The organism is Cesiribacter sp. SM1 (assembly GCF_020178975.1).
GTDB lineage: Bacteria > Bacteroidota > Bacteroidia > Cytophagales > Cyclobacteriaceae > Cesiribacter.
The window spans coordinates 120,145-143,211 of the sequence record NZ_JAHXBU010000039.1 but is presented as its reverse complement, the minus strand read 5'-3'; the positions used below and the strand labels follow the sequence as shown (position 1 = coordinate 143,211).

Genomic DNA, 23,067 nt, shown 5'->3' with positions numbered 1-23,067 from the left:
GGCAGCTGCTTGTTGCCCAGGTAAAGACCCCTGTTGCCGGTTCCGTCAAACACCCGCAGGTTATTGTCGTAGCCCGACATCTCAAATACCAGCCCGCCTGCACGGTTGTATATGCGCACCAGGTTTTGCGGGAACAGATCGATGCAGGCCAGGTGGAAGTAATCGTTGTCACCATCACCATTAGCGGTTACACCATTGAAAGGAGCTACCACATCGGTAATTTCAAAAGGTCGTGTCTGCTCACAACCATCCTCGGAAATTACTTTAAGGGTATAGGTGCCCGCAATACCTGAGAAAGTGCCCGTATTATGATCGGCAAGCGGCGTTCCGCTGGTATCGGTACCACGGTAAATGAAGTACTCACGTAACCTGCCGCTTAGGTCTACCACACGGGCTGTACCATTGATAGAGCAGTTTGCCGGCGTAACTTGGATGTCGTAATCAGGATAGGTGTAGTTGCCACCCAGGTGTTTGCTTACAGCATTTGAGATACAACCATTAGCCTTGTCGGTAGCTACTACCGTGTAGGTTCCTTCGGCCAGGTTATCCTGTCTGTAAGGAAGCGGTCCGTTCTGGATCAGCATGGCTGGATCTGCTGTTTCGCCTCTGTACCAGGTAAAGTCAAAACCATCGCGGTTTACAACATTCACCTCCAGGCTGCCGTTAGGGGCAGCACAGCTGGTAGAGGATGTTGCTGTTAGCATGGCGTCTACAAAAGGAACATCAGGGAACTGCGCACTTACCTCAACTTCTGTATAACCCGTGCAGCCCGTTATGATGCTGTATACCTCAACAACATACTTACCCTCGCTAAGCTCTGTTACCGCAGGGCCTTCCTGGTGGTGCTTGTTGGCCGGAGCAATTGTCTCTTTGTACCAGGTAAAGGTATAACCATCGGTTACGCCATTTACACTGGCAGAGGCACTGGCATTGGGGCGTTCAGGATCGCATATGGTTAAGTAAGCATCTGCCTGCGCGGTTGGCATCGGGGTATTATCCACATAACCAACAAAGGCTTTATCGCTTCCCAAACAAACCAGGTGACCGTTAAACCAGGCAAAAACAGTATAGGCACTGGTGCTTACATTCAGCTGGCTGAACTGGCTGGCGTTGCGGGCATCGTACTTGTAGTCGCTGCCGGGTGGGGTAGTCCACTCACCTGCATACACTTCAAAGTCGAACTTAGGCAGGAAGCCCAGGGTGTTCCTGATTTCTTCCTGGTTCACTACCCGCACAAACAATTCACCGTTATCCAGCGGCTGGCAGTAGGTCTGGTCGTTGGCGCTGGCACTAATTGCAATGTCAACCACAACCTCACTGATTTCAAACTCGAAAGTATTGGTACAGCCGGTGTTATTGTCATTGGTGGTTATGGTATAGAAGCCGGGATCCAGGTTTGTTATCCTGAAGCCAGTGCCAGGGAATGGCTGCAGTGCATCTGCAGTAGTCTGGCGGAACTGCCAGCTTACTGTGTAATTACCAGGGTTAGTGGTCGTGCCATCTACAGCTACCTGAATCAAGCCTTTTGGATTTCCAAAGCAGTCAGAGATCATGTTGTACTCAACCACCTCAATAGCTGGCGCCACACTTACATCACTTATAACCTGTCTGTAACTTACGGAACATCCCTGGCCTGCCACAGATCCAGCCCCAGGCTGCAGACGGGTTGCAACTATGGTGTAAATGGCTGCAGGCAAATTGCTGTAAAGGGCACCTTCTGCCGTGCTGGCAGCAGTATAGTTTAAAGCAACATTAGCCTCATCGAGCAGGCTTAGAGAAAAGTTAGCCAGAATGGCGGCACCACTGTAAGACTGACCGTTAAAGCTAATCTCATTTACAGTGATAGTACCATCAGGATTACAGGTTAACTGATCTGTGGCGCTTATCAGCAGGCTGCTGCTTACCTCTTCTTTCACCAGGGTTACTATGGCTTCGGTAGGGCAACTATTTACAGCAGTAACCACTAGCTTATACTCAGCTTCCTCCATTCCGGAGAAGCTGAGGGTGCTGTTGGTAATGTTTGTAGCAGCATAGGTAGTGGCAGCACCATTTTTATACAAGGTGTAGCTGTAGTGACTACCAAAATTATTGATAGTGGCTGTGAAAGACCCATTAGCCGAAGCATTACAGGAGGTGTTGTTGATGCTGGTTGTAAAGACAACAGCAGGATACACCGGCTCATAAGGCACTGTAACGGCAAAAGGAGCGGACTCACAACCAGAACCCGGAGGAGAAGCTATCTTTTTAGCCACCACATAGTAGTTACCGGCAGTAAGCTGATCTTTCAGGATGTTGCTGCCAATACTGTTGCCGGTTGCATCAAACCACTCATAGGTGTAGTCGGCAAGTGTGCCGCTGATGCCGTTATAGCTGATGCCATCTACTTCCAGCTCACCATCGCCAATGCTCTGGCAGTTGGTTTGCGGGCTTATCTTCACAGAGGTGATCACCGGCTTTAGGATGGCATCCTGAAGCGTGATTTCAGCCTCAACAGGACAGCCATTGAGCTGTATGATCTCCAGGGTGTAAAGGCCTGCCTGCAGCCCTTTGAAGCTAAGGCTGGTAAGTATTGATGCTGAACCAGCATGTGCAGTCAGGGCAACACCATTGCGGAAGAGCTGGTAGCTATAGCTGTCGGTGAAGCTCACAGTAGCAGTCAGCTCACCGGTATAGTTGGTGTCGCAGGCGTTGTTTGGCGTGTTGGTCTGGAAAGCAACAGCAGGATACACCGGCTCATAAGGTACTGTAACGGCAAAAGGAGCAGACTCACAACCAGAACCCGGAGGAGAAGCTATCTTCTTGGCTACCACATAGTAGGTACCGGCAGTAAGCTGCTGGTTGAGTATTCTGCCACTTGCTACATGAGTAGTCAGGGCTAAATCGCTGTACCACTCGTAGGTGAAATCAGTAAGTGTAGCTGATGCACCATTGTAGCTGACACCTGTTACAGCAGCACTACCATCACCAAAGGTACAGGCAGTTTGAGCAGAAGCAGTAGCGGTAGTAATCACCGGCTTGAGGATGGCATCCTGAAGCGTGATTTCAGCCTCAACAGGACAGCCGTTGAGCTGTATGATCTCCAGGGTGTAAAGGCCTGCCTGCAGCCCTTTGAAGCTAAGGCTGGTTAGTGTTGATGCTGAACCAGCATGCGCAGTCAGGGCAACACCATTGCGGAAGAGCTTATAGCTGTAGCTGTCGGTGAAGCTCACAGTAGCAGTCAGCTCACCGGTATAGTTGGTGTCGCAGGCATTGTTTGGCGTGTTGGTCTGGAAAGCAACAGCAGGATACACCGGCTCATAAGGTACTGTAACGGCAAAAGGAGCAGACTCACAACCAGAACCCGGAGGAGAAGCTATCTTCTTGGCTACCACATAGTAGGTACCGGCAGTAAGCTGCTGGTTGAGTATTCTGCCACTTGCTACATGAGTAGTCAGGGCTAAATCGCTGTACCACTCGTAGGTGAAATCAGTAAGTGTAGCTGGTGCACCATTGTAGCTGACACCTGTTACAGCAGCACTACCATCACCAAAGGTACAGGCAGTTTGAGCAGAAGCAGTAGCGGTAGTAATCGCCGGCTTTAGGATGGCATCCTGAAGCGTGATTTCAGCCTCAACAGGACAGCCGTTGAGCTGTATGATCTCCAGGGTGTAAAGGCCTGCCTGCAGCCCTTTGAAGCTAAGGCTGGTTAGTGTTGATGCTGAACCAGCATGCGCAGTCAGGGCAACACCATTGCGGAAGAGCTTATAGCTGTAGCTGTCGGTGAAGCTAACAGTAGCAGTCAGCTCACCGGTATAGTTGGTGTCGCAGGCATTGTTTGGCGTGTTGGTCTGGAAAGCAACAGCAGGATACACCGGCTCATAAGGCACTGTAATAGTAAATGGTGCAGAGTAGCAATTCTTATGCGGATTCACACTTCTGTACACCTCTACTGTATATGTGCCGGAAACACGAGATGGAATGGTAGCTCCTGTGTAGCCTGTAATAACATTACCGCTTGCATCTTTCCATTCAAAGATAAAGTCAGTGAAAGGTGCTGCGTAGGTAGTTCCATCATAGGTAACTTCCTCTACTGTAATGCTGCCATCAGTTTTTAAAGGATCGCAGGTGGTTTGTGGTGTTGCAGTAACTTTGGTGATTGCCGGTACAACAATCTGCTCGGTCACTACAACTTCAGCAGCTACCTGGCAACCATTTTCAGCAGTAATCTCAATGCGGTATAAACCAGGGGCTGCACTGGCAACAGGAAGATAAGTATTCTGGTCTCCGGTTCCCTTGCTTACTTTCGTACCATCGGCCTGGATGAAGAACCACTCGTAATCAAAGTTGCCAACTGGCATGGTTTTGATTCTTACTTCTCCCGTATAGACTGCAGGATCGCAGGAGGTATTTGGATCGGCCTCCAGCGCTACTGTTGGGTTAACACTCTTGTTACTGATCTTGATTTCCAGTGGTGCTGAACTACAACCACTGCCTGCGCCTGTAGCATTGTTTTGCGTTGCCACAACATAATATGTTCCGGCTGCCAGGCCAGTAATAGCTGGTCCGTTTCCGCTGCCGCTAATAACTGTTCCACTTGCATCCATCCACGTAAAAGTGTAGTCTGAAATAAGAGTGGTAGCTCCTCCGGAAACAGCCGTGATGTTGATCTCTCCATTCAGAGGCGAGCAGTAGGTTTGATGTGTAACAGCAGCCTGTACAGTAATCACTGGTGGCTGGTAAGGTACCTTAAAGGTGATGGGAGTTGCGCAGCCCAGGTAGTTGTCGTCTTCATCAAATCCCTGAACCGTGCCGGTATAAGTGCCAGCTTCCAGATCCTCGAACTTATAGGTTCCTGCAGCAACAAGTGTTAAGGGAGTAACTGCAGTTGGACCAGTAAGTGTAACAGTGAATTTACTGGTAACCGGGTCAGTAGCACCAGGCTCATACTCGGCAGGGCCTACCATAATATCTGCTGCACCATTACCGCCTGCGCACATTGTGTTAACGATGATGTTGCTGATATTTGCTGCAGGTGGTACGGCTACCTGCTTTATCTCGAATGACTGCGAAATCGATTCGCACTGATCTTGCGAAATTGTTTCTTTGGCAAGAAAAGTATAGTAGCCAACAGGCAGATTACTAAATTCAGTATAACCAGCATCGCCAGCTTTCTGTGCATAAGGAACACCAACAGGGTTGTTTCCCTTATAGAGATAGAATATGTAGTCTTCCTGGTTAGTAAAAGGATTACCATCTTTATCCGTTGCCCGAACAAGTACGCTACCAACACCGGTTGGGCAGGTCTCTGAGTTGATGAGATCAATACGCATAGCCTTATGGCCATTATCGTTCGGCAGTTCTACAATCAGAATCTCTTTACACAAAGAGATTTTATCAGTGACTATTACTGAATAAATACCCGCGCGTAGTCCAAAGATACTGGCACCATTGAGGTAATAATCAGTTCCGGCAACCGCTCCCATATCATCAAGGTCAGTAAAGTCGTATGTATCAGGAATGGTTTGCAGAGGAGTGTTATCCTCAAAGCTTATTTCCGGATCAGAATAGAATGTCGCATTTGGATCCGTTGGGCGTCCTTTGTACCATTCAAAGGTGTAATCATCCGTATTTCTGCTTCCTGAAACGTCAACCCAGGCCGTAATAACACCAGCAAACTGGTTGCAGATTGTTGGCCGGCGGTTTATGGTGCTGGAAACAGCAAACAAGGCTGGTGGCGGCGCAAGATACTTTGTTTGTGGAGCAGATGAACAGCTGGTTTGGGTGTTATGTGCCACTACAGTGTAGTATCCTGTAGGAAGATTACTTCCATCATCCAGTTTATCTAAAGACCTGCCTGTGGCAGTCAGCTTTACGGTAGTACCATCACTTTTGATTTGGTACCAGCTAAAATTATGATGCGTGTAATCAACCTCAACTCCGTTTTCAAATGCGCTGGCAGTTAAAACACCGTGATCATCTGGTTCGCAACTTGTGATATTCTTTACATCAAGCTGTGCTGCTGGCATTGTTAAATTTTCCTGCAGATAAAGAGAAGCTGTAGCAACGCAGCCAGTGTTGGTGTTAGTAAGCTGTACAGTATAGTAACCGCTTGCAAGCTGATTGGCTTTGCTGTCATTGTTAGTGAGGTTAGTAGTGATAGCAGTGCCGCTTGTATTAGTACCACTAAACCATTTAAATGAATAAACACTAAGGTCTGTTACCATTACTCCACCAACCGATACAGTGGCAGTCATTGTACCATTTGCATTAGCCGGATCGCAGGAGGTTTGCTGGGTTTGTGTAAGTGCTACCGTTGGTTGTTCTGGCTCGTCATTTACCTGAATGGTAATTCTGCTGGAAATACACTCAAGGTCAATATTCTTCACTTCAACCTGGTATATTCCTCCTGGTAAGTTGCTGAGTTTTTTACCTGCAGATCCTTGTTCCCTGTGGTACTCAGTAAATACACCACCAACCTGATTGTACCAGACAAACTCATAGCGGCTAACATCTGCCTGATCAGCTCCATTGAACATCACAGAGGTGAGTTCGATGTTACCATCGTATGATCCGCCAACAATCTTGTCTGGGTCACAGATCTTATTAGCAAAGGTGCTGTAGGCTAACGTAATAACTCCTTCTTTGGCTGGTACATAAACAGAAGCTACAGTCTGGCAGCCGCTGTTAATATCAGTGGCTCTTACAGTATAATAAAGAGCACCTGCTATGTTCTTGGCAAGATCATCAGTTAAAGTGCCGGTAGTAAGCGGGGTGCTGGTGTCGGTGCCGGCAAACCACTCCAGATTGTAGGCGCTGCTGCTAACAGTAGCACCATCGATGCTTAATACTGCAGCAATCTCACCATTGGGGGTACCATTACAGCTAGTCTGTGCAAAAGGGGTAAGGGAGAGGCTAAGCAGGGGCAGCTGGTCTTTGATCTCTACAGTGATGGGATCAGAGGTACACTCCAGCAGGCTGTGTGTTACCCTTACCTGGTATCTGCCTGCAGCCTGTCCTGTTAGTTTGTTGCTGCTGGCATCTGCAACTGCAATGGCAGTAAAGGTGCCGTTCACTTCTTTAGCCCAGCTAAAGGTATAGCCAGTGAAGCCGGTAACAGCCTTTCCATTGAGGTAGAGCTGATCTACGGTTATCTCACCATTGGCCGCACTTACAGGCGCACAGATAGCATTAGCAGCAGGAGTGGCATCAAAGGTGATAACAGCCGGCTGCAGGGGTACCTCAACAGCAGCAGTGGTGCTACAGCCGGAGGCAACATCAGTAGCCACAACAGTGTAGGTTACACCACCGGCCAGATCAGTGGCAGTGTTGCCGGTAATGCCGGTGATTTCAGTTGCTGCACTTACCGTTGTTCCTCTGTACCAGCTTAGCTGTGGTGTGGCAGTACCAGGTACTATGGTGTAGCTGGCAGTGATGGAACCGTTAGGAGCAGTGTTGTCGCAGTTGGTCTGTGGCGTTGGGTTCAGTGTCAGTGTCTGTACTGGCAGCTGGTTGACTATTTCTAAGGTGATGGGATCAGAGGTACACTCCAGCAGGCTGTGTGTTACCCTTACCTGGTATCTGCCTGCAGCCTGTCCTGTTAGTTTGTTGCTGCTGGCATCTGCAACTGCAATGGCAGTAAAGGTGCCGTTCACTTCTTTAGCCCAGCTAAAGGTATAGCCAGTGAAGCCGGTAACAGCCTTTCCATTGAGGTAGAGCTGATCTACGGTTATCTCACCATTGGCCGCACTCTCCGGAGCACAGATAGCATTAGCAGCAGGAGTGGCATCAAAGGTGATAACAGCCGGCTGCAGGGGTACCTCAACAGCAGCAGTAGTGCTACAGCCGGAGGCAACATCAGTAGCCACAACAGTATAGGTTACACCACCGGCCAGATCAGTGGCAGTGTTGCCGGTAATGCCGGTGATTTCAGTAGCTGCACTTACCGTTGTTCCTCTGTACCAGTTGAGCCTGTAAGAACCTGCTGTGGCAGTAGTGCCAGCTACCGTAAAGGCAGCAGTAAGCTCTCCATTGGGAGCAGCATTGTTACAGTTGGTTTGTGCAACAGGGGTAAGGGAGAGGCTAAGCAGGGGCAGCTGGTCTTTGATCTCTACAGTGATGGGATCAGAGGTACAGCCCAGGTCGGTTCTGGTGGCAGTTACGCTATACATGCCTGCGGCCAGTCCTGTTAGTGTAGCTGAAGACTGCCCTGCAATTGGAGTAGTGCTGCTGCCTTTATACCAGCTGAAGGTATAGCCGCTCAGATCAGTAACCGGGGTATCATTGAAGCGGACTTCTGTAACATCAATGCTGCCATTTACACTGGTGGCCGGAGCACACACTAAATTAGGTTTTGCGGCGGCTGTGATAGTTACCACCCCTGATTGCAGAGGTACCTCAACAGACCTGCTGATCTGGCAACCGGAGCCTGGATCAGTAACTACAACAGTATAGGTTACACCACCGGCCAGACCAGAGGCTTCATTGCCGGTAACACCGCTGATCTCATTGGCTGCACTTACCGTAGTGCCTTTGTACCACTTGAATACAGGAGTACTTGTATTGGCAGGAGTAATACTGTAGCTGGCTGTGATGGAGCCGTTTGGTGCGCTGCTGTTACAATTGGTTTGTGCTACCGGGCTAAGTGTAAGTGTCTGTACAGGTAGCTGATTATTGACGGTAACAGTATAGGGGTCTGATGTACAGCCCGTAGTAATCTGCCTGGCCGTGATCGTGTAGGTGCCACCGTTCAGCTGCTCAATCTTGTTTGTTCCGGTAACAGAACCGGTATTACCGTTTGTGTCAGTCCAGGTAAAAGTGTAGTTGCTGAAGTTGGTTACGGTTTGCCCTTTATAGGTGGCTGCTGCAGTGATGGTGCCGTTGTAGCTGCCGCCGGCGGGCGGTGTGCATATAGTATTGGGAGTAGCGGTAGCGCTTACTACAGGGATTACAGGCTGATGTGGTACTGTAAAAGTTGCTGAGGTACCACACTCAAGGCTTGGGTTGCTGTAGTTTCCTTGTACTACTACTGTATAGGTGCCCGCAGCTAAGGGGCTTGCTACAGCCTGATTGGCAAACTGGCTAAGAACAACACCACTGCTGTTGCGCCATACATAGGAATACCCCATCTCGGGCTCTGTACCTGGAGATGGGGTAATGGCGGTTAAGCTAAGGGAGCCACTGCCTGTGCCGGAGCAGGTAGTATCTGCAATGATGGCGGCATTAACCACCGGTGTTGTTGGCCAGCCTTCTACAGTTAAAGTATAAGGGTCGGATCTGCAGCCGGAGGAGGGATCTTCATATACAATAGTATATGTGCCGGGAGGTATATCATTACATTCGTCTGTGCTCATACAGATGGTAATGCCTTTTCCATCCAGCACCTGATCGCCCCGGAACCAGACAGACTTCCATTTATTTTCGCTTCTCATCACTATCCTGCCGTAGGGATCTGCATTACAGGTCAGCACGTTTTCTACGTGCTCTACCACGAACCAGGGCTTTTCGCCTTTGAATTCAACAGTAGCTTCGGCCCTTTGGATACATTTGCTTACGGGATCTCTAACTTCTACATAGTAGGAGCCGGCTTCCAGCATGCTAAGGCTTGGTCCTGTACCCAGTTTGGTTACAGTGCCGGAGTAGTACCAGGTGTAGTGGAGACCCTCTACTGCTTTGTTGCCACTGAAAACCTCAGCACTAACAGTGCCGTCTATAAGGCTTTGTTTACATTTTGTCTGCGGAGTAGTGGATACTTTGATCGTCCAGCCACAGGCAAAATCTTCGGAATTGGATAATACTAAGTTGCTGCTGAAGGCAGGCGTAAAGCTTATCAGTAAAATGAAAAGTGCGTAAAACTGCTTCATAAAGGGAGGCAGAATGGTTTTAGTAGTTTAGTAAGCGGCAGGATGCCAGGGAACTAAATTACGCACTTTAGATTCTCACTAGAGAAACATGTAATATATCACTATAGATTGCTCGGGCGGAAAGCCTGCTGTTATTTTATGAGGAGAAAGAATAGGATTTTACCTGAGTAGGGTAATGCTGCCCGTCTTCAGTACTTTACCACTGGCGTCCTTGAATATGTAATAATAAACGCCCGCTTCCAGTGGTCTTCCGCTGTCGGAGCCATCCCAGCTGTTGTTGTAGGGAGCGGCTTCCAGAATGGTGCGTCCCAGGCTGTTTACCAGGCTGAGGTGCAGGTCGGGGTATGATTCTATGTTGCTGATGGTCCAGGTGCCATCTACCTGTGGTACAAATATTTTAGGCGGGTTGATGCGTAAAGTGTTGTCTACTTCTATTGTTACGGAAGCCTGTGCAGCACAGCCATTTTCTCCCCAGCCTCTAACGGTGTAAGTAGTAGTTTTAAGCGGCTTTACACTAACGGATGAGCTATATAGATCGTCGAGCCCGTCGGCCTGCTCCCATTCATACTGTAGAGCGCCACCAATAGTTAGAGTGGCAATTTCACCAACAGCAAGGCTGGTAGAGGAGGCGCTAAGCGTTAGCTGTGGCTGCTCCAGGTGCGTGAGTGTAATGGCTTTATCTAGAGTACAACCGGCGCTGGTAACTACCTGTGCACTAACAATACCGCTATCTCTAGCATATATGGCGGGTGTAGTTTCTCCTGTACTCCATAGAACATTCTGTACATCTCCTTCCAGGCTTAGCAGTACGCTATCTCCCGGGCAGAAGGTAGTTGTGCCGCCTTCGGCAACAAGTTGCACAACCGGAGACACAACCACTGAAATTGTTTTACTGGTGTTGCTGCTGCAGCTTTGTGACCCATATTTAACGGTTAAGTTAACAGTGTAGGTACCAGTATTGGTGTAGGTGTGAGAAGGATTGGCCTCGGTGGAGGTTTGTCCGTCTCCGAAAGTCCACAGGAACGTTGGCGTACTGCCGGCAGCATAGGTAGAGGTGTTTTGTAAGGCCACCGGCTGCTGTAAACAAGCGGTTGCAGGTGCATTAAATGCGGCTACCGGTGCCTGTGTCTGGGCAATGGCAAGCATGCCGCTTTCTCCGCTACAGCCTGTTGCATTGCTTACCACTACCGAATAGTTACCTGCAGTGCCGGTAGTAATGCTGGCAGTAGTAGCGCCCGGGCCGGTATAATTAGCACCATTGAGTTTCCATTGGTAACTGGTAAAGCCGGCAGGGGCCTGCAGACTTACCGTAGTGCCGGCACAAAACGCAGTGGCAGAGGAGGTGATCTGTGGTTGCGGATTCTGGTTTACCGATAAGGTTTGTGCAGTAGTTGTAAACTGGCACTCACCTGATCTGATCACGACACTGTAAGAGCCTGCTGCTGCCGGTTGTACATTGCTTAGCGAATAAGAAGGTGTTGTTGTAGTAGCTGTAAATCCATTGGGACCATTCCATACATAAGTAGCCCCATTGATTGCTGTAGCTTTTAATTCTACAGTGCCTCCCACACATACTGCCGGTATAGGGTCTATTGCAACAGCACTGCTGCCGCCGCCACCTGTACCGGATATAAACTGCACAGTTTCTGAGGTAAGGGCACAGCCATCCAGGGTAGAAGTGATTGTTACTCCATATATACCTGCATCGGTAACTGTAATGAAAGGTTCGGTGGTACTTAAAGCTACCCCGTTACGGGTCCATTTATAAGTTACCCCCAGCGCTTTTGTAGTTGCTAAGAGCATGCTTTGCCCGCTGCAAAGGGTAACAGTGCCAGTATGCGAAAGACGGGGTACCACACAATGTTTGTTTCGCATTACCTCCAGCTGGTTCCCTGCAACGCCCTTCTGTTGGTTCCCCGCAACACCGGTATACAGTATATCTGGTTTGGCATCACCATTAACATCTGCCAGCTTTATGTATCTTCCGTTTTGCCGGGTGTTTACCTGGTGTTCCTGTAGTTGAAGGGCAGAGGTGGTTTGGTTGATGAGCGCTACGTTGAAATTAGCATCGTCAGGATTTCCAACATAATCAACCAACAGATCTGTTTTACCGTCGCCATTAATATCGCCGGCAGTAATTCCCCAGGGAGCGCTACCACTAGTTATAATTATATACTCTGAAGCAAACTGAAGATTGCCGCTGCTACTATTATTAAGCCATATAATCACTCCTTTATCATAAAAAAGAGTGGCTGCCAGATCTGGCTTGCCGTCGTTGTTTAAATCAGCGGCTGTAATGTTTGCAAGGCCAGGATCTGTTGTAATGGAGTAATCGCTGTTAAAGCTGATGGTGTTTCCGCTGCTGGTGTTGCGCAGTAAATAAACGTTGCTACCCTGCAGGGGGCTAACGGCCAGGTCGGGTAATCCATCGCCATCCAGGTCCTGTACGCTTAGGCCGTAGGTATTTGGAGGGCCGGTTATGGATATGTTCTGCGGTTGTGCATCAAACTGTATATATCCCGGAGAAGAAGCATTCTTGAAAATAGAAACAATATTAAGCGAGCGGTTCGTCATGATGATCTCAGGGCGTCCGTCGGTGTTCAGGTCATGCAGGGCCAGGCGGGCAGCCCCGGAATTGCCAATCGGAATAACAGTGGGGGCGCTAAAAGTAAGTGCTCCGCCAGTTGCACTCAGGTTCCGCAAAACATAGATCCTGTCGACAGAATTGCCTGCGCCTGAGACTACAAGATCCGGCCGGCCGTCGCCATCCAGATCGCCACATACCACATTGCGGCTGCTTGCATTGATGATAACATCGGTTTTAGCAAAATTTATGGTTCCCAGGGTACTGAAATTGCGAAATGCTGAAATAGAGGTCCGGCTATAATTTGTGGTAATAGCATCTACCTTGCCATCATTGTTAAAATCACAGGTGCAAAGCTCATACATAGCCCCCATGTCGGTAGTGCCGGCCGAAAAGCCTGTTTCAGCTGCTATAAGAGCAGGATCGAAGGTGCCACCTCCGAAAGAAAGCTGGAACGGGCTAAGACTTTTAGCCGAAAGACCTGATACAAGATTGGTAACTGTAATGGGTTCGTAAGTAGCGCCTGCAGGAACTAAAGCCTTGATCATGGTGCTGTTAGCCTCTACAACACTGGCTTTAGCTGCACCAAAATATACCAGCAGATCGGTGGCTGCCGGAAAGTTTGTACCGGTAATAATAACTGCTTCGTTTACAGTAGCTGTAACGGGGCTTATGCCGGTCACTGTCGGGCGCTGGGCAAATACGGCCAGTTGTGGCAGCAAAAGGGATAAGGCTATAAAAATCAGCTTTTTCATCAGTTTAAAATTACATTTCAAAGCGTGGCTTATGCTGCACTTCTTTTCCGTATTCTTTTTCGGCCCCGAGCTTAAACTTTAGCTGCAACTCATGTGTGCTTTGCAGCCAGCTGCCGGTATAGGCATGTGCCATTTCGTAGGCATAGCCAAAGCTGATGCCCGGTTTGATGTTAACACCTGCAAGCGCTGTAATACCATATTGATGACGGTAGGTGGCTCCTGCCCAGAGGGCTTTGTTCATGTACAGCACGGTTCCTGCTTCCAGCCTTGTTTTCTGTTCGCCTACCTTTTGCACCACCAGCAGGGGTTCCAGTGCCAGTTTATCGGGTGCTAATTCTGCAAAATAGCTGGCAGTTGCCACCCACTGATCCAGGGGAGAGAAGGTAAACATGCCCTGGGTTTCACTGCCCAGCACTTTTTGCTCGGTTAGGTAAGGCAGTGCCAGGCCCAGGTTTAAATTCTTCAGGTGGTAATTTATGCCAAAGGCAGCCTCAAACCGAAGGGCTTTGCTGGCCCAGTTGGCCAGGTAGGGTTGCTGTGCCTCTGTTGCCTCGGTAAAATCTGCCGTATGATGGCTCACTCCCGCCGACAATCCCATTCTAAGAAAATGTTTCTCTGAAAAATGAGCCACATATGCCAGGGAACCCATTGCAAGTGAAGACCGTAGAACGCCGCGGCTCTCGGTACGGATGTGTGCCCCTATTGCCAGTACCTTACTTACAGGGCTATGATAGCTAAGGGCGTAAGCGGTGGGAGCACCCTCTATGCCGGCCCATTGTCTGCGGTGGGTCAGGAAAAGAACCGGGTAACCATCAGTGCCTGCAAAAGAAGGATTGTAGAGGTAGGGATTAGAGAAATACTGGCTGTACAGGGGGGCTTCCTGTGCATAAGCCCAGGTGCATGAAAATAGGATACAAAAGAGCCCAAGTTTAAACAGCCGGTATAGCATGATATCTTTTTAATGTACCAGAGATATGGATGCTAAATTAATGTATGGCCGGCCGGCAACCTCTTCTTTTTTTACAACTTCATGCCTTACGTAACAATTCAAACTTTTTTTAAACTTTTACAAGATCAGCAGCACGTAACTTTAAACTCCCGATAAAGCTGCATTACAGGCCTTTCCCGGGTATGCATTTCATGATTGATGCCATTACAGGAGCCCCGGCTTCCTTTTGGGATAACGAAAGTACTAATTGTTATTTTTCCAGCAAACAGAATGAGACCTATAGTATTTCTATTACTTTCTTTCACATTTTTGGTGCCCATGTGTGGGTTTGCTCAGTTGCGGATCGGGCCTCTGGCGGGTGCATCCTTAAACCGCGTGCGCTTTGCTGAAGCAGAGGGCAGCGAGTACTACTCAAGCAACAGAAAACCAGGCTACCACGGTGGTATTGCCACAAATTACAAAGTAAACGATCGTTATTCACTACATCTGGAGTGGTTGTATGTATACCGCCAGAAAGATGTATCCTATAACAGAGGAATGCTGGCAGTAAGAGACCAGGCAAGCCTTAATTATCTTACAGTACCTATCCTGTACCGGGTAAGTTTTCATTCTGAATTTAAGAAAAGCCACCAGGAGTGGTACCTAAATGCAGGGCCGGCACTTCACTACTGGATGGGTGGCCGGGGTAAGCTACAGACAAATGAGCAGGCCTCCTTTCTCGAAAACGGCAGCATGAATTATCAGGTACGCTTTGGCGAAGTCGGAGAGTATGGTAGTTCTGAGTATGTTAACCCTGCAAACCGCTGGCAGATGTCGCTGTATGCAGGTGGTGGAGTTATTTTCGATTTAGGCTTTGGCCGCCACATATGGCTGGATGCACGAACCAGTCTTGGACCGGCCAAGAGTTATTTCTCAAGTGCTGAAAAGGGAGGTGATTTTGGCCTGCAGCTTTACAAAGATAACCTGCAGTCGTCGATCATGAGCTGGAGTTTATCGGCTGGATTTATGCAGGATATAGATGTGCGGGCAGTGCTGAAAAAGGGTAAATCGGTAAACAGGCGGCCTTCTGCAACTAAGAAAAAGTCTAAAAGGGTAATCAGAAGGCCTAAAGGCAGCGGTTAATGCCAGCTTAACCGCCGCCTTGTTATAGTACAATGTGTGCAGCTGATGTTTCTGGTGCTTACTGCCATTTGTGGTGTGTGCTGCAGACTACTCCTCTTAAATACATCAGCCCACCATAATGTGTGCTTTGGGGTATTGGTAAGAGCGGGTTACTGCCCTGCTGGAGAAGGCCAGTGCAAAGGTAAGTGTGCCAACACGGCCAATAAACATACTGAAAATAATGATGATCCGGCTTAAATCAGATAGCTGCGAGGTAATGCCGGTACTTAAGCCTACCGTGGCAAAAGCCGATACCTGTTCAAAGGTTATATCTATCAGCTCCATGCCAGGCTCGGTAATGGTGAGCAGCAGCACGGCTATCATGTTAATGCCAACAGCAAACACAAAAATAGAAAGTGCCCTGAATACCAGTGAATTGCTGATGTAGTTTTTACCGATCTCCAGCTTCATTTTTCCCTGAACGGTAGCAGCGGTAGAGGCTACCACCAGAAAGAAGGTAGAGGTTTTAATACCACCCCCGATGGAGCCGGAAGAGGCTCCTATAAACATCAGGAACAGGAAGATGATATAGGTAGGTGTGCGCAGTGCACCAATATCTACTGAGTTAAAGCCTGCAGTACGGGTAATGGTAGACTGGAAAAAGCTGGTTACCAGTGCCTCCATAAAAGTGTAATCTGCCAGCGTGTTGTTAATCTCCAGCAGGTAAAAGGTAATGGTACCAAACGCCAGCAGTGCAGCAGAAACATACACGGCTATTTTAGTGCCCAGCTGCCATTCGCGCCATGGATTACGCAGGCGCTCCCGAAGCCTTTTGCGCGAAAACAGGTCCTGAATAACAGGAAAACCAATACCCCCAAAAATTACAAGGCCTGCTACTACTAGGTGCATTACGTATGCCTCGCGCACCAGCCCTTCGTAAAGGCCATTGGTATACAGGCTAAAGCCGGCATTACAAAAGGCCGATACAGAGTGAAAGGCCGAGAAGAATATTTTCTGGTCCAGCGAGGTAAAGGTAATATCGTCGCCCCAGGTTGCAAAAATCAGCAGAAAGCCGATAAACTCTATGAAAAAGGTCATGAACACAATCTGGCGCAGCAGGTCTTTAGCGGTAAGCAAAGACTCGCTGCTAAGGAAGTCCTGCAGCATAACCTGGTGCCTGATCCCTACGCCCTGCCTGAAAACCAGGGTGAAAAAGGAGGCAAATGAAAGAATACCCAGACCACCCAGCTGTATAAGTACCAGTATAACAAGCTGCCCTTTGATGGTAAAATAGGTGGCAGTGTCTACTACAATTAACCCGGTAACACACACGGCACTGGTAGCGGTAAAAAGTGCTTCCAGCAATGGCATGCTGCCGGGTGCCCTGGTCATATCGGGGAGCATAAGCACGGCAGTGCCTATGCCAATCAGTACCAGAAAGCTGATGATGAATGCTGCTGCAGGCTTTAAGTTAAGATTGCCCAGGCGTGTGCTGGCAACGCCAAACTCGTACACCAGCAGCAGAAACATAAAACAGCCAATAAAGAAGTGATAGAACTGTACCGGGTTTTCCAGACCAAAGGATCTGAGTATTTCCGGTATCAGTGGATAATCGAGCAGGTAAACCGATAAGCCGTTGAGCAGGATCAGCAGCATCAGTACCCCTTCAAACCGGTGTCTTTGCACAAAGTCTGTTCGCCGGAAGGCATAGAGCCATCTGGCCATATAAGAGAGTACAAAAATGGCAAAGACCAGGTCGAGGCCGTAGTATACCTGGCGTTGCTGGTAAGGCTCCAGGTCAAAACCCAGGTTATAAATCAGCAGGGCAATGGCTGCCAGTGAGCTGATAAAGGTAACAGCCCTGATGGAAGTATAGGCTTTGCCCCGGCTTTCGTAGAGAATTCTGTTGAGGTTTTCAGCAAAATCGTCCTTCAGTCTCTTAAAGTTCATGCATGCAGGAGGTTTTGTTTTGCTTCCTCGTAAAGCCGGGCTTTGTCTATCGGTACAACACCTACGTGCTCGCAAACAAGGCCGCCACCCAGGTTGGCCAGTGCTGCAATGCTGCGTGGGGGTAATTGCAGGGCCAGGGCCAGCGCCGCTATGCTCACAACCGTATCGCCTGCGCCTGATACATCCGAAATGGTACGCACATGGGCAGGCAGGAGGTAGTGTTCTTCAGGAGCATCAATATATACCCCGCGTTCTGACAGAGTAATCAGGGCATACTCAAGCTCCAGCCGTTCTTTTAGCTCATGCACAGCGGCCTGCAGGGCGGTCTGGTCGTCTTTGTCAAAGTCGGTTTTAAGGCCTTCCCTGAGTTCTTTTAAATTTGGCTTGAAGAGTGTGGCCTGCTGGTAGGCAAAGAAATTACGCTTTTTGGGGTCTACAACAGTTGGTATGTCCTGGCTGCGCGCCAGCCGAATGGTTTCGGAAATGATGCGCGGCGTGAGGGCACCTTTGTCGTAGTCTTCAAAAATAACTACCTGGCAGCGGGGCAGCAGCTTTTCGATGCGTTCCAGCAGCAGGTCTTCTTCTTCGGCCAGTAGGTTTTTGTCGTGTTCCGAATCTACCCTCAAAATATGCTGGGAGCCCGAGAGCACCCGCTCTTTGATGGTGGTGATCCGGTGGGGGCTTTTTACCAGCCCTTCATCAGAGATACCTCTTTTATGGAGCAGTTCTTCAAAAATAAGTGCATCGGCATCGTTGCCCACCACGCTGCAGAGCAGGGGAGTGGCACCCATGGCCAATACATTGAGGGCTACGTTGGCAGCGCCTCCCATTCTTCTTTCCCGGTGGGTCACCTGTACCACTGGTACAGGGGCCTCCGGCGAAATGCGTTCCACTTTGCCCCAGATGTAGGCGTCGACCATTACGTCGCCTACAATCAGGGCAGTTAAGTGGTTAAAACCTTCGAATATATCCTCTAAGGAATGCTTACTCATTCTTTAGCTGAGCAGTGCAAGAGCGTTTTTAATGCGTTTCATAGCTTCGCGCAGGTCATCATCAGAAGCAGCATAAGAAATGCGAATGCTTTCAGGAGCACCAAATGCACCACCGGATACCAGCGATACATGCGCATGATCAATCAGGAACAGGGCCAGATCGTCGGCATCTTTAATGGTTGATCCTTCATGGCTTTTGCCAAAGTAGGAGCTAACATCAGGCATGATGTAGAAGGCACCGTTCGGTACATATGTTTTCAGGCCGGGGATCTCCTTCAGCAGGCCCAGTACCAGGTCGCGGCGGCGCAGGTAGGCGTCGCGCATTTTGGAGGGGGCTTCCAGACCGCCTTTAACGGCTGCCAGTGCTGCACGCTGGGTTATGCTGCTGGTGGCAGAGGTAAACTGTCCCTGCATTTTATTGCAGGCGTCGGCCAGCCACTTTGGAGCACAAACATAACCAATGCGCCAGCCAGTCATGGCGTAGCCTTTAGAAAAGCCATTTACCGTGGCAACACGATCGGCTACCTCGGGGAAGGCGCCCAGGCTTACATGATCGCCCTGGAAATTAATGTACTCATAGATTTCGTCGGCAATGATCATGATGTTCGGATGATCCTTGAGTACTCCTGCAATAGCAGCTATTTCTTCTTTTGTGAAAACAGCGCCGGTAGGGTTGCTTGGCGAAGAGTATACCACCGCTTTAGTGCGTGGGGTAATGGCTGCCTTCAGCTGTTCGGCAGAGGCTTTGTAGTTTTCTTCTATGCTGCCCTTGATCTCCACACAAACACCGCCGGCCAGCTCTACAATAGCTTTATAGCTCACCCAGTATGGGGTGTACACAATAACCTCGTCGCCGGGGTTTACCAGGCACATCACCACATTGGCAATAGACTGCTTGGCACCGGTGCTTACTACGATGTTGGCGGCAGTACACTTAATGCCGTTTTCTTTCTGCAGCTTTTGGGCAAGGGCTTCGCGCAGATCAAGGTAGCCTGGTACAGGAGGGTAGGTAAAGTACTTACCGCTGTCGATGGCCTCTTTGGCTGCCTCGTTGATGTACCCCGGGGTAGGGAAATCGGGTTCGCCAAGGCTAAGGTTAATGATTTGAATGCCTTTTTCTTTGTACTCCCGGGCTTTGGTGGCCATTGCAATGGTAGCCGACTCTTCCAGGTTGGCAATACGCTCACTTAAGAGATTCATACTGGGGTTGTTTTAGGCGCTAATTAAATATTCGGCCCCAAGTTACTAAATCAACTCAAATGTATATGTGCTATTGCCTGATATTGTGGATCTTTATATTTAATATGTGTTTGCTCCCATATTGGAGCAGGATAAAAAAAATCCCGATTATGCGCTTTAGGCAAATCGGGAACAACAATGGCGGGACCAGGTGCTGCGGCTTACTCTTTATCTTCTCCGCTGGTGTTGTAAAGGGTGCGGCTTAAAATGCTGCGGCCCAGCGTAATTTCGTCGGTATACTCCAGCTCTCCGCCAACAGGTACGCCACGGGCAATGGAGCTGATGCGTATGCCAAATGGCTTAAGCTTGCGGGTAAGGTAAAAAGCAGTGGTATCGCCTTCCATGGTTGGGCTAATGGCCAGAATTATTTCTTTGGGGCCGCCGCCGGCTGAGTTGCCACCAGCCACTCGGTTCACCAGGGAATCAATGCGCAGGTCTGAGGGGCCTACACCTTCAATAGGCGATATAACACCTCCTAGAACATGGTAGAGACCATGGTATTGTGCTGTATTTTCAATAGCCATTACATCCTGCGGGTTTTCTACTACGCAAATAACAGATGCATCGCGGCGTGGGTTGGCGCATATGCTGCAGATTTCGCTGTCGGCCAGGTTATGGCAGTTGCTGCAGTTGCGGGTTTTGGTGCGCAGGTCTATGAGTGCCTGTGCCAGTGCGCTGGTTTCTGTTTCTTCGCGGCGCAGCAGGTGCAGAGCAAGGCGCAGGGCTGTTTTGCGGCCTATGCCGGGTAATTTAGAGATCTCTTCTACGGCTTTTTCTATATGCTGAGATGGGTATTGCATTTTGTACTTTTTTGCTGTTATATCAACATAATATCTGATAAAAACATTCGCCGAATGTGGGGCTAAAGAGGGTGGAAAACCCTTAAAAACGGTCTATTTTACGGAGTATCAGCCATTCTTTACTCTGGATAGTGCATACAAAAAAAGCCTGAAGCAAATCAGGCCGGGTAATTTAAAGGGGTTGAAAAATTAAATAATTTTAGCATCAATGCCTGCTTCGCGGATGCCGTCACGCATGGGTTTGAGGTCTTCGTAACTGCCTTTTTTTACAGAGCACTTGCCCTTGTAGTGGATGAGCCAGGTGCATTGTTCTGCCTGCTGCAAATCGTGTTTGCATACACGCACAAGTGTGTTGGTTACATGGTCGAAGGTGTTGTAGTCGTCGTTATAGACCATCAGGTCTCGCTCATCTACATCCACTACTACTTCAAGTACCTCGACCTCTTCTTCGTAAGCGGTTGTAAACTTCATACTTTAAGCCTTTAAGTTGGCAAAATAAGGAATAATGTTCAATTTTACTCTTTACCTCTTTGTTACGATATGAGTCCTGCTTTGGTTGTTGGCATTATTGTGGCCTACTTTCTGCTCCTGATCTTTATTGCCTGGTTAACCTCCCGCGGGGAGTCCGACAACAAAACTTTTTTTACAGCAAACCGGCAGAGCCCCTGGTACCTGGTAGCCTTTGGCATGATCGGTGCATCTTTAAGCGGGGTTACTTTTATCTCCATACCGGGAGAGGTCGGAACCAGCTTTTTCAGCTATTTTCAGGTAGTGCTGGGTTATGTAGTTGGCTACGCTGTTATAGGCCTGGTGCTGCTGCCGCTCTATTATCGCCTCAATTTAGTAAGTATTTATGGATATCTGGAAGAACGTTTTGGCTTTTGGTCGTATAAAACCGGGGCAGCTTTCTTCCTGGTCTCCCGCATGATTGGCTCCAGCTTTCGTTTGTACCTGGCAGCCAACGTATTGCAGCTGGCTGTTTTCGATGCATGGGATGTGCCATTTTTTGTTACAGTGGCCGTTACCATTGTACTCATCTGGCTCTATACATTTAAAGGGGGCATCAAAACCATTGTTTTTACCGATACCCTGCAAACCTTGTTTATGCTGCTGGCTGTGGGGGTTAGTATTTACCTGATCGGGCAGGAGCTGGGTATGGGCCTTGGCGGGCTGGTGAGTGCCGTAGAAGAGAGCCGCTTTTCCAAGATATTTTTCTTCGATGATGTGAACAGCCCCAACTATTTCTGGAAACAGTTTATATCGGGTGCTTTCATAGCCATTGTAATGACTGGCCTTGACCAGGATATGATGCAGAAAAACCTGACCGTGCGTACCCTGGGTGATGCCCAGAAAAACATGTTCTGGTTTACGGTTGTGCTGGTGTTTGCCAACCTTGTTTTCCTCACCCTGGGCGCCATGCTGTACCTGTATGTAGAGACCAAAGGCATTGCGCTGCCCGAGCGCAGCGACAGCCTTTACCCCCTGCTGGCCCTGAACTATTTTCCGCCGCTGGCGGGTATTTTATTCCTGCTGGGCATTATAGCGGCAGCTTACAGCTCTGCCGACTCTGCCCTTACAGCCCTTACTACTTCTTTTTGTGTAGATATTCTGGGCTTTGAGAAACGAACGGAAGAAGCCGGTAAGCAGCGTACCCGCCTGCTGGTGCACATTGGCTTTTCGATTCTTACCCTGCTGGTGATTGTACTTTTTAATGCCCTTAACGACAGAAGTGTAATAACAGTGCTGTTCAAAGCAGCTGGCTTTACCTATGGTCCTTTGCTTGGCTTGTTCATGTTTGGTATATTAACAAAGAGAAGCATCAGAGACGGCTGGGCTCCCCTGGTTTGTGTGCTGGCGCCGGTGCTTTCCTTTATTATCGATTATAATTCAGAAGAGTGGTTTGGTGGCTTTAAGTTTGGTTTTTTTATCTTGTTGCTAAACGGAGCCCTGATGCTGATAGGCCTGTGGCTGATCTCACTGGGTGCAGGCCGTAGGCTTGCAAATGTGTAGGGAGTGGGGTAGCGCAGGGAATGTTGTTTGTGTTCTGTTATTTCCGGCAGGGCTGTCCGGGCTCCTGTGCAGTGCCAAGCCGGCAGGGTTAAAATTTTTTAATTTCCATCTTCAGGCGATAAACCATCGTCTGTTGCCTATAAAGGTGTTTAAACTTTAATATGAAAAAGCTTCCGTACTTCCTTATTTTTTTGCTGATATGCAGCTGCCTTATTTTACCTGCCTGTGCACAGCTTAGCAAACCGCCCTTCTGGCAGGAAATCCAGAACTTTAAAGAGCAGGATAAGCAAAATCCGCCGCCGCAGGATGCAATCTTATTTGTAGGAAGCTCCTCGATCCGTATGTGGAAAAGCCTTGAAAGCGATTTTCCTGAGCGCACAGTGCTGAACAGGGGCTTTGGCGGTTCTACCCTAAGAGACCTGGATTACTACCTGAACGATATTGTGTTGCCTTACAAGCCAAAGCAGATCATTATTTACTCCGGCGAGAACGATGTTGCTGGTGGAAACATCAGTGCCGAGGAGCTGCTGCAGCGTTTTCAGAAAGTATTTGAGGGAATCAGAGCAGAAATGCCCCGGGTGCCAATAGCCTTTGTATCCATGAAACCAAGCCCCAGCAGGGAGCAGTACATGCCGGTGCTGGAAGAGGCAAATGCCCTGGTTAAAGACTATCTGAAAGACAAGCCCAATGCTCAGTACATCGATATATATAACCCTATGCTCGACGAAAGCGGCAATCCTAAAGCCGATATATTTTTAGAAGACAAGCTGCACATGAACGCTAAGGGCTACAGGATCTGGACGGAGGTGATTGAGCCGTATTTGGTGAGTGAGTGAGAGTGAGTGAGG

At 48.9% G+C, this 23,067-nt stretch carries 11 protein-coding genes; 3 read left to right on the top strand and 8 right to left on the bottom strand.

Translation table 11 applies throughout. The features are described 5' to 3' along the window. From KWJ01_RS05120 to KWJ01_RS05110, 3 genes are all read right to left on the bottom strand, one after another. Positions 1 to 9,839: gliding motility-associated C-terminal domain-containing protein (locus KWJ01_RS05120; RefSeq protein WP_224995348.1), on the bottom strand; the 9,839-nt coding region annotated here is incomplete at its 3' end. Between the two features lie 159 nt (positions 9,840 to 9,998). Beyond that, positions 9,999 to 13,178: an FG-GAP-like repeat-containing protein gene (locus tag KWJ01_RS05115; protein ID WP_304502762.1), complete on the bottom strand. Its 3,180-nt coding sequence runs from the start codon at positions 13,176 to 13,178 to the stop codon at positions 9,999 to 10,001. A gap of 10 nt (positions 13,179 to 13,188) precedes the next feature. Beyond that, positions 13,189 to 14,127: a PorP/SprF family type IX secretion system membrane protein gene (locus tag KWJ01_RS05110; protein ID WP_224995347.1), complete on the bottom strand. Its 939-nt coding sequence runs from the start codon at positions 14,125 to 14,127 to the stop codon at positions 13,189 to 13,191. A gap of 318 nt (positions 14,128 to 14,445) precedes the next feature. Here KWJ01_RS05110 and KWJ01_RS05105 point away from each other — a divergent pair, with 318 nt between their 5' ends. Beyond that, positions 14,446 to 15,249, top strand: coding sequence for an outer membrane beta-barrel protein (locus KWJ01_RS05105; RefSeq protein WP_224995346.1), 804 nt, complete (start codon positions 14,446 to 14,448; stop codon positions 15,247 to 15,249). 105 nt (positions 15,250 to 15,354) lie between these two features. Here KWJ01_RS05105 and KWJ01_RS05100 read toward each other — a convergent pair whose 3' ends face one another. The 5 genes from KWJ01_RS05100 to KWJ01_RS05080 form a co-directional block, all read right to left on the bottom strand. Then, positions 15,355 to 17,178: a TrkH family potassium uptake protein gene (locus tag KWJ01_RS05100; RefSeq protein ID WP_224995345.1), complete on the bottom strand. Its 1,824-nt coding sequence runs from the start codon at positions 17,176 to 17,178 to the stop codon at positions 15,355 to 15,357. Further along, positions 17,175 to 18,170, bottom strand: a complete 996-nt coding sequence (locus KWJ01_RS05095) for a bifunctional heptose 7-phosphate kinase/heptose 1-phosphate adenyltransferase (RefSeq protein ID WP_224995344.1) — start codon at positions 18,168 to 18,170, stop codon at positions 17,175 to 17,177. The genes KWJ01_RS05100 and KWJ01_RS05095 overlap by 4 nt, the downstream gene beginning before the upstream one ends. Before the next feature lie 3 nt (positions 18,171 to 18,173). Further along, on the bottom strand, positions 18,174 to 19,370 hold the full coding sequence (locus tag KWJ01_RS05090; RefSeq protein ID WP_224995343.1) for a pyridoxal phosphate-dependent aminotransferase: 1,197 nt from the start codon (positions 19,368 to 19,370) through the stop codon (positions 18,174 to 18,176). A 200-nt stretch (positions 19,371 to 19,570) separates the two neighbouring features. Then, on the bottom strand, positions 19,571 to 20,209 hold the full coding sequence (gene recR, locus KWJ01_RS05085; protein ID WP_224995342.1) for a recombination mediator RecR: 639 nt from the start codon (positions 20,207 to 20,209) through the stop codon (positions 19,571 to 19,573). A gap of 189 nt (positions 20,210 to 20,398) precedes the next feature. Beyond that, positions 20,399 to 20,680 carry an ATP-dependent Clp protease adaptor ClpS gene (locus tag KWJ01_RS05080; RefSeq protein WP_224995341.1) on the bottom strand — a complete coding sequence of 94 codons (282 nt, stop codon included), beginning with the start codon at positions 20,678 to 20,680 and terminating at the stop codon, positions 20,399 to 20,401. Positions 20,681 to 20,749: 69 nt separating this feature from the next. Here KWJ01_RS05080 and KWJ01_RS05075 point away from each other — a divergent pair, with 69 nt between their 5' ends. Together KWJ01_RS05075 and KWJ01_RS05070 are read left to right on the top strand one after the other, a co-directional pair. Then, the gene (locus KWJ01_RS05075; protein ID WP_224995340.1) at positions 20,750 to 22,219 is read left to right on the top strand and encodes a sodium:solute symporter; all 1,470 of its coding nucleotides are present in this window, start codon (positions 20,750 to 20,752) and stop codon (positions 22,217 to 22,219) included. Positions 22,220 to 22,380: 161 nt separating this feature from the next. Next, entirely contained in the window at positions 22,381 to 23,055 is a 675-nt protein-coding gene (locus KWJ01_RS05070; RefSeq protein WP_224995339.1) for an SGNH/GDSL hydrolase family protein, read from the top strand. Positions 23,056 to 23,067 lie beyond the last annotated feature (12 nt).